This is a genomic window from Nocardia sp. NPDC005825 (assembly GCF_040630175.1).
Classification (GTDB): Bacteria; Actinomycetota; Actinomycetes; order Mycobacteriales; family Mycobacteriaceae; genus Nocardia.
In genome coordinates, this window is sequence record NZ_JBEXXC010000001.1 from 966,991 (window position 1) to 974,101 (window position 7,111).

General features: G+C 69.7%; 5 protein-coding genes. 2 read left to right on the plus strand and 3 right to left on the minus strand.

Features of this window, described 5'->3' with window-relative positions:
• Positions 1–29: 29 nt before the first annotated feature.
• The 3 genes from ABZ382_RS04655 to ABZ382_RS04665 all read right to left on the minus strand — a co-directional run bounded on the left by ABZ382_RS04655 (position 30) and on the right by ABZ382_RS04665 (position 5,002).
• Complete coding sequence (locus ABZ382_RS04655) at positions 30–1,673, minus strand: long-chain fatty acid--CoA ligase (protein ID WP_357084073.1); 1,644 nt, start codon at positions 1,671–1,673, stop codon at positions 30–32.
• A gap of 72 nt (positions 1,674–1,745) precedes the next feature.
• A complete protein-coding gene (locus ABZ382_RS04660; protein ID WP_357083942.1) occupies positions 1,746–3,443 on the minus strand; it encodes an aldehyde dehydrogenase family protein in 1,698 nt (565 codons plus the stop codon).
• On the minus strand, positions 3,440–5,002 hold the full coding sequence (locus ABZ382_RS04665) for a GMC family oxidoreductase N-terminal domain-containing protein (RefSeq protein WP_357083944.1): 1,563 nt from the start codon (positions 5,000–5,002) through the stop codon (positions 3,440–3,442). Before ABZ382_RS04665 ends, ABZ382_RS04660 begins: the two co-directional genes overlap by 4 nt.
• 176 nt (positions 5,003–5,178) lie before the next feature.
• Between ABZ382_RS04665 and ABZ382_RS04670 the strand changes: the two genes are divergently transcribed.
• Together ABZ382_RS04670 and ABZ382_RS04675 are read left to right on the plus strand one after the other, a co-directional pair.
• Complete coding sequence (locus ABZ382_RS04670; RefSeq protein ID WP_357083947.1) at positions 5,179–6,363, plus strand: helix-turn-helix domain-containing protein; 1,185 nt, start codon at positions 5,179–5,181, stop codon at positions 6,361–6,363.
• A gap of 147 nt (positions 6,364–6,510) precedes the next feature.
• Entirely contained in the window at positions 6,511–6,981 is a 471-nt protein-coding gene (locus ABZ382_RS04675) for a hypothetical protein (RefSeq protein ID WP_357083950.1), read from the plus strand.
• Positions 6,982–7,111: the final 130 nt, after the last annotated feature.

Sequence of the window (7,111 nt, forward strand, 5' to 3'; positions counted from 1 at the left end):
GCCGTCCCTGAACTTGATATCGGATTCAGTTACTGCGCGGTGACCACCTGGATCTCGAGGGCGCCCTCGGCATACTGGGACCGCAGGCGCTTCTTGTCGAACTTGCCGACGCTGGTCTTGGGCACCTCGGTGACGAACGTCCAGCGTTCGGGCAGTTGCCATTTCGCGAACGCGCCGGACAGGAACGCACGCAGGGCCGCGGCATCGGCGTCGGCGCCGTCCCGCAGCACGGTGGCGACCACGGGCCGCTCGTCCCATTTCTCGTCGGGCACGCCGAAGACCGCCGCCTCCGCGACCGCCGGATGGGCCATCAGGGTGTTCTCCAGATCCACCGAGGAGATCCATTCCCCGCCGGATTTGATGATGTCCTTGGCGCGGTCGACGAGGGTCAGGTAGCCGTCGGGGGAAATGGTGCCGACATCGCCGGTCCGCAGCCAGCCGTCGCGGAAGGTGTCCGCTCCGGCCCGGGGCCCGTCGGGGGCGTAGTACGCGCCGGTGATCCAGGGCCCGCGAACCTCCAACTCCCCCATCGACTTCGCGTCCCACGGCTGTTCCTCGCCCGCCTCGGACATCAGTCTGGCCTCCACCAGCGGCGGGAAGCGCCCCTGGGTGACCCGGTAGGCGAACTCCTCCTCGCCGGTGACGCCGAGCGGCGGCCAGGCGACGGTGCCCAGCGGCGAGGTCTCGGTCATGCCCCACGCCTGGATGATGCGCACACCGTGCTTGTCGTCGAACGCCTTCATCAGCTGGGGCGGCACCGCCGATCCGCCGACCACCACCGATCGCAGATGGGTGATGTCCTGCGGCCGATCCTCCAGGGCGGCCAGCACGCCGTTCCAGATCGTGGGCACCGCCGCGGCGAACGTGGGGGTTTCGGCGGCAAGAAGTTCCAGCAGCGGGCCCGGTTGCAGGAAGCGGTCGGGCAGGACCAGCGACGCCCCCGACATCAGCGCCGCGTAGGGCAGTCCCCAGGCGTTGGCGTGGAACATGGGCACGATGGCCAGCATGCTGTCCCGGCCGCCGACCGCCATGCCGTCGGCGGTGCACGCGTTCATCGAATGCAGCCAGTTCGAGCGATGCGAATACACCACGCCCTTGGGGTCGCCGGTGGTGCCGGAGGTGTAGCACATGGCGGCCGCGGACCGTTCGTCGATGACCGGGTAGTCGTAGTCGACGGGCCGGTCGGCGAGCAGCTCGTCGAAGGAGTGGACCGTGACGCCCTCGGGCGCGAGCAGTTTGCCGGCATCCCCGTTGGCCACGATCACGTGCCGCACCGTGGTCATCGACGGCAGGACGGCGGCGAAGACCGGGGCCAGTGACGCGTCGACGAGGACGACCCGATCGGCGGCGTGGTCGACCACGTACGCCAGCTGCTCGGGGAACAGCCGGATATTGAGCGTGTGCAGCACCGCACCCATGGCCGGAACGCCGGTGTAGGCGATGAGGTGCTCGTTGTTGTTCCACATGAAGGTGCCCACGCGGTCGCCGGGTTCGACCCCCAGCGCGCGCAGCCCGTGCGCCAATTGCGCTGCCCTGCGGCCGAGTTCGGCGTATGTCATGACGCGGGACCCGTTGCCCGTCCAGGTCCGGACGGTGGAGTTCGCGTGCACGGTCGCCGCGTAGCGCAGCAGCGTGGCGAGGGAGAGCGGACCGTCCTGCATGGTGCTGGGCATCGGCATCGGTAGAGCGGAGTGTGGCTCGGTGTTCATGGTGGTGGAGAAGCTTCCTTGTCGTGATCGCCGCGGTCAGCCGCGGAGTGCGCTGGCGAAAATGCCCGGGAGCGCGGATATCCGGGGCCGCTTGGCGAAGTCGGTGAGCCGGCGCATCGTGGTGGCCTGGGTGCGATTGGTGACGAACCACGGCGGTTTGGGCGAGAGGGTGAATTCGCCGTTCAGCACCGCTCGCGGGGCCGGCCGGAACGGCCCCCGGATGACGCTGCGCTCGGGATCCTCGATCAGCAGCGCGTTGTGCACCACCCCGACCCCGCTCTGGATGTCGGCCAGCACGTGGCCGGGGAACGCGCCCCAGGACGCACGGGCGGTGAGGAACCCCACCCCGTTCCAGGCGTTGATCGCGATGGTGCCGTACCGCAATTGCTCGACGGCGGCCTCGAATTCGGCGCCCAGCTCGGCGATGCTGCGCGGGTCGGCGATGATGTTCATCCCGAGGGTGCCGATGAATTCGCGGTTGCACACCCGGACCGCTTCGGCGAGGAATTCCCCGGTGTCGCCGGGCAATTCGACGACGCCGAGCACCGGCGCGAAGTATTCGGTGCGCAGCGCCTGCTCGCTGTCGACGGGACGCAGTCCCTCGATGAGGGTCCGGCCGCCGATGATCTGCGCCTGCGGGTAGGCCGCGCGGGCCGACCGCACCCGCCCGGCGGAACCGGGGTAGTAGTCCGCGCGCGCCGGGGCACGCTCGATGGCCGCGCGCAATTCGGCCAGGAAGGCGTCCTTCTGCGCCCAGTCCGCGCTGATGACGGCGACCTGCGCGGCGATGCAGTTGTAGCCGTTGTTGTGCAGGCGCTGAGTGACCAGATGCTCGGCCTGGTAGCGCAGATCGGCTCGCGACCACCGGCCCGGCACCACGACGGTCGGCGAGACCCCGCCGAGTTCACTGGTGATCGGCTTGTCCAGCAAGGGTTTTCCCTCGGCCTTGCGGCGCGCGGCCTCGTCCCCGCTCCCCCACACGATGGCGTCGTGGGTGGCGGCGCTGCCGGTCATGTGCACGGCGGCCACGTCCGGGTGGTGGACCAGGGCCGAACCGACCTCCGCGCCGCCGGTGATGACGCGGACGAACCCGCGCTCGATGGCCGGGGCGAAGATCTTCTCCAGCACCGGAAGCAGCGGGTCGGTGATCGGGTTGAGCTTGAGCACCGCGACCCGGTTGTCCGCGAAGAGCTGATAGATGACGTCCAGCGGCGCGATGGAGAAGATATTGCCCGCGCCGAGTACCACCGCGACGCCCCGGGTGTCGCGCGGCGTGCGCAATCCCAGGCCCGCGCGCGCTCGCAGGTCCTCGGCCGTGACCCCCGGCCGCGACCACACCTCGGCTCGGAATCCGTTGAGCAGCAACCAGTCGTACGCGCCGTGCGGGAACACGTCCACGGCGGTCCGGCCGCCCGGTGCGGGGCGCACCGGGAACCCGTCCACCGGGCTGCGTCCCGCCTCGAGCGCCGTCACCGTCTCGGCGAGCGCGGCGAGCGAGGTGAGCAGAGTGTAGGGGCCGCTCGACCATTCCTCGCCCAGCAGTGGCGAGTCCGCCGGCAGGCCTTTGATGGCGGCGGCGGCGGCGACCCACTCGGCCGCGTGCGCGGCGGCCCCGGCGTGCAGCTGTTCGAGCAGCGTCCGGCGGTCGGCCAGAGTGGTTTCTCCCCAGCGCTTCTCGCCCTCGCGCAGGGCGGTGATGACGGTGTCGACGGTGGTCGGGATGGACGTGCTCACCGTGCGTCTCCTTCCGAATCGGCGGTGATCAGGTCGACGGCCTTCTCCGCGATCATGATCGTGGGCGCATTGGTGTTGCCCCGGACGACGGTCGGCATGACCGAGGCGTCGGCCACCCGCAGCCCGGACATTCCCAGCACCCGCAGCCGGGAGTCGACGACCGCGCCCATGGCGCAGGTGGAGGTCGGGTGGTAGAGCGTCTGCCCGGTGCGGCGGGCGAAGGCGAGCAAGTCGGCATCGGAATCCGAGGCGGGAACCGAGAATTCGCCGGTGGTGACTTCGCGCACCGCGGGCCGTCCGGCGATGTCGAGCGCGATGCGCAGGCCCGCGACCATGGCCGCGCGGTCTTCCTCGGTGCTCAGGTAGTTGTGGCGGATCCGCGGCGCGGATTCCGGCGACGCGGACCGCAGCGTGACCTCGCCGCGGCTGGTCGGGCTGATCAGGCACGGGCCGAAGCCGAAGCCGTGTTCGGTGAGCGGACCCATGCCCTCGTCGTAGAACAGCGCCGGGGCCTGGTGGAACTGCACGTCCGGGCCGGGCAGCCCCGCGCGGGTCTCGAAGAATCCGCCCGACTCACCGACATTCGAGGTCAGCGGTCCGCGACCGGCCCGCTGCAACAGCTCCAGATTCTGCGGCGACATGGCGGTCAGCAGCGATTCGTGATCGGTGCGGTAGTTCAGGAACACCGCGAGGTGGTCCTGGAGCCGCTGCCCGACCGGAAGCTCGTTGACGACCCCGATCCCGAAGGGCTCCAACCCCTCCGCGGGCCCGATGCCCGACAGCAGCAACAGGTGGGCGGACCCGTAGGCGCCGGCCGCGAGGATCACTTCGCGGCGCGCCTCGATCACCTCGGTCGTGCCGCCGGAGCCGATCATCACCCCGGTCGCCCGGTCGCCGTCGACGATCACGCGGTGCGCCAGGGCGCCGGTGAGCAGCGTCAGGTTGGGGCGGTCGAGCGCGGGATGCAGATACGCGACGGCGGCGCTGCACCGCATGCCGTTGCGCTGGGTCAATTGGTAGGGGCCGACACCCAATTGGGTCGCGCCGTTGAAGTCGGTGTTGCGCCGGTACCCGGCTTGCTCGGCGGCCTGCAGAAAGGCCTCGTCGAGGGGATTGCGCGAGCGGCCGTCGGAGACGGTCAGCGGGCCGCCCACCCCGTGGTAGGCGTCCTTACCGCCCTCGTTGTCCTCGGACTTCAGGAAGTAGGGCAGCACCTCGTCGTAGCTCCAGCCGTCGGCGCCGCCCGCGGCCCACCCGTCGTAGTCGGCGCGCGCGCCGCGGATGTAGATCATGGCGTTGATGGAGCTGGATCCGCCGAGCACCCGTCCGCGCGGCAGGTACACCCGGCGGCCGTCCAGCCCGGTTTCCGGTTCGGTGTCGAAATCCCAGTCCAGCGGGCCCTTGAACAGCCCCGGGAACGCTGCGGGGATATGAATCTCGTCGGCGGTGTCGAGCGGGCCCGCCTCGATCAGGGCGACTGTGACATCCGGATTCTCGGACAATCTCGCGGCCAGTACGGAACCCGCGGACCCCGCGCCCACGACGACGTAGTCGTACACGATCGGCACCTCTCCTCGTTCGCATCGGACTTTCGACATATGACGCCCGTCACTGCCGGTCTCGATGGTGCTGGCTGCGGCCTGGTCGCCGCCATGTGCCGGGGTCGTCGGATCCTGGGCCGTGCACTGTGCTCGAGCACACCGGGCCGCACCCGGCCGTGCGTACCATCGGACCCATGACAACCCTGATCGGGCCGCCGCCGTCCGGGCCCGGGGTGGTCGCGCGCAATCTGCTCGAGCACGTCGACGATCTGACCGGCGAACTCGTCGAGAGGATCCGCACCGGCGACCATGCCTATGCCGAGTCGACATTGCTGACCGACGACCTGTTGCGAACCGTCGTGCACGACAATCTCGCGGCCGTGCTGTGCCAGCTCGCCGGCGTCACGGGTCGCCGCTTGACCCCGGCCATCTCGGCCGGGCGGATGAAGGCCGAGCTCGGGCTCCCGCTGGCCGCCCTGCTGCACGCCTACCGGCTGGCGGGCCGGCTCATCTGGGAGCGGTCACTGCTCACCGCCACCGGCAGCGACCGGGCCGACCTGCCCACGCTCGGCGCGGACGTGTGGCGCTTGATCGACGACTACTCCAGCGCCGCCGCCGACTCGTATTCGAACTACCTCAGCGAGCAAGCCACCCGCGCCGACCTCGGGCGGCAGGAGCTGCTGCGCGCGCTGTTCCGCGCCGGCATCGACGGCCCGCCGGTCCCGGAGATCACCCGGGCGCTGCACCTGCCCGACCTCGGCATGTTCCTGGTCGCGTACGCCGAGGTCGATCCGGGCGGCGACGAACCGCTGGCGGGCATCGAATCGCGGCTGCGCGCCCAGTTCGTGCATTCGGTCTGGATGACCGAACCCGGCGTGCGGGTCGGTCTGCTGGTGCTCAACGGTCCCCGCGCGCAGGAACAGGCCCTGGCCCAGCTCGAGCGCGGCACCCGCGGGCGGGTCGGCGTGAGCCGGATCTTCCCCACGCCGTCCGCGGCGGGCGCGGCGCTGCGCGAGGCCGAACTCGCCGCCCGCTGTCTGCGGCCCGGCACACCGGCTCTGATGATCTACGGCAGCACCCCGGTCCCGACCGTGCTCGCCCACGCCCCGCTCGCGGCGCAGGAGATGGCCGAGGACATTCTGGGCGCGGTGCTGGACCTGCCGGACGAGGAGCGCGAGGTCCTGCTCGACACCCTCGAATTGTGGTTCGAGCACGGCGGTTCCAATATCGCCGTCGCCAATCAGCTGCACTACCACCGCAATACGATCCATCAGCGGCTGCGACGCATCGAAACGCTGACCGGCCGCCGCTGCTCGGACCCGAAATCCGCCGCCGAACTCTACTTCGCGCTGCACGCGGCGCGGTTACACGGACTCTGAACCACATCTCCGTATGCGCAGCGCACGGACATACTGAAGCATCGGCTTTTCAATTTGTACCCGCGGGGCCTCATCACGCGGTTACCGTCGGAGCGGCACTCAGGTGCCGGCAACGACTACTCCAACGGGAAAGTACAGATGAGGCAAATGAGTTGGGCCGCCGTCACGGTGGCCATGCTGGCGCTACCGGTCGTCGCGGCGGCATCGGCGTCGGCGACGGTCGACAATGTGAATCTGATGCAGGTCGAAACCGGCATCGGAGGATGTGAAGGGGCAGGCAATACCTGCACGATCTACGTGGCCACCAGCGGCGCGGACGCCCTGGCACCGGTCACGGTCACGTTGAACGGGCAGAACGTCGGAACGTTCACCCCGCAAGCCGGATCCAAGGCCGGCACCGGGACCATCCAGTACGTCTATCGCTCGAAGCTTCCCGAAGGCGTCTACAGCCTCACCGCCACACAGGGTTCGTCGACCAAGTCCATGCTGGTGCAGAACTGCGGCAGCCAGCCGACCGGCAGCTCCAGCGCCTCGGCCCAATGCACCGCAAACGACATTCTCGGCGCTCTGCTGATGCCGCTGATCATCATCAGCGGCTCCGGGCACACGCAACTCTGACCGACCAGCCGAAAGGCACCAAAAAAGGCCGGTCATCGCATTACCTGCGATGACCGGCCGCTTCCTGTGGTTCTAGCTGGGATCGAACCAGCGACCCCACGCGGGGGAAGCGAGTGCTCTCCCGCAGAGC

Bases quoted from the DNA above. Each gene is read 5' to 3' on its own strand.
- ABZ382_RS04655 (WP_357084073.1), bottom strand. From the start codon at position 1,673: ATGCCCAGCACCATGCAGGACGGTCCGCTCTCCCTCGCCACGCTGCTG.
- ABZ382_RS04670 (WP_357083947.1), top strand. From the start codon at position 5,179: ATGACAACCCTGATCGGGCCGCCGCCGTCCGGGCCCGGGGTGGTCGCG.
- ABZ382_RS04675 (WP_357083950.1), top strand. From the start codon at position 6,511: ATGAGTTGGGCCGCCGTCACGGTGGCCATGCTGGCGCTACCGGTCGTC.